This is a genomic window from Ectothiorhodospira variabilis, assembly GCF_022227625.1.
Lineage (GTDB): Bacteria > Pseudomonadota > Gammaproteobacteria > Ectothiorhodospirales > Ectothiorhodospiraceae > Ectothiorhodospira > Ectothiorhodospira haloalkaliphila.
In genome coordinates this window covers 1-975 of the sequence record NZ_JAJNAO010000050.1, presented here as the reverse complement: position 1 = coordinate 975, position 975 = coordinate 1, and the positions used below count along the sequence as shown (strand labels likewise).

Genomic DNA, 975 nt, shown 5'->3' with positions numbered 1-975 from the left:
TCGGATCTATCGGGAGGTGATCCCCAGGGATCTGACCTGGATCATGCAGACCCGCATCCCCAACCAGGAGCAGGAGTGGTACGTCACCTCAGTTGGGCACCTGGACATGCGGAAGTTGCTGCGTGCCTTCCAGCAGTTCTTCCGCGAACAGGCCGATGCCTGGCTGGAGCGCTTTGACTACAAGGAGGCCGGCCCGCAGTTGCTGATGCAGGCGTTCCTGCAGCGGATCGTCAATGGCGGTGGCCGCATCAGCCGGGAGTATGGCCTGGGCCGCAAGCGCACGGATCTGTTCATTGAATGGCCGACCGACCCGGCCAGGGGTTTTCATGGGCCGATGCAGCGCATTGTCATCGAGCTCAAGCTGCAGCGCGGGGCGCTGGAGGGCGTCATCAGTCAGGGGCTTGCCCAGACGGCATCCTATGCCAGCCAGGTGGGCGCTGACGAGGCCCACCTGGTGATCTTCAATCGCGATCCTGAAGTGACCTGGGAGCAGCGGATCTGGGAGACGGATCGGACCGTGGAAGGGCGCGGCATCCGGGTGTGGGGGGCTTGAGCATGCCTCGGTTCTTCAACAATGCCGGTCCCACGGTCCCCGCTGACCACTATGCCATTGACCCTTTGAGTCGCATCGACTGGGAGGATCTGCAGGCGCTGATCGAGCAGAAGCGGTATTTTGTCCTCCATGCCCCGCGCCAGACGGGCAAGACCACCACGCTGCTGGCGATGATGCAGGCGATCAATGCTCAGGGTCGTTATGCCTGTGCCTATGCCAATATCGAGGGCGCCCAGGCGGCGCGTGGGAACGAGGAAAAGGGTATTCCGGCCCTCTGCGCAGCCATTGCGGGCGCCATCCGGCACTATTTGAAGGATGAGTCGGTATTCGCCTGGTTCAATCAGCATCGTGATCAGCCTCCCCAGGACCAGTTGAGGCAGATGCTGGAGAATTGGAGCACTTCCAGTGAGCGCCCCACGGTG

General features: G+C 62.3%; 2 pseudogenes. Both read left to right on the top strand.

The features are described 5' to 3' along the window. Positions 1-553 (top strand): annotated as a pseudogene (locus LPW30_RS15875) (hypothetical protein); the annotation flags it as partial. A gap of 2 nt (positions 554-555) precedes the next feature. Beyond that, positions 556-975 (top strand): annotated as a pseudogene (locus LPW30_RS15870) (ATP-binding protein); the annotation flags it as partial.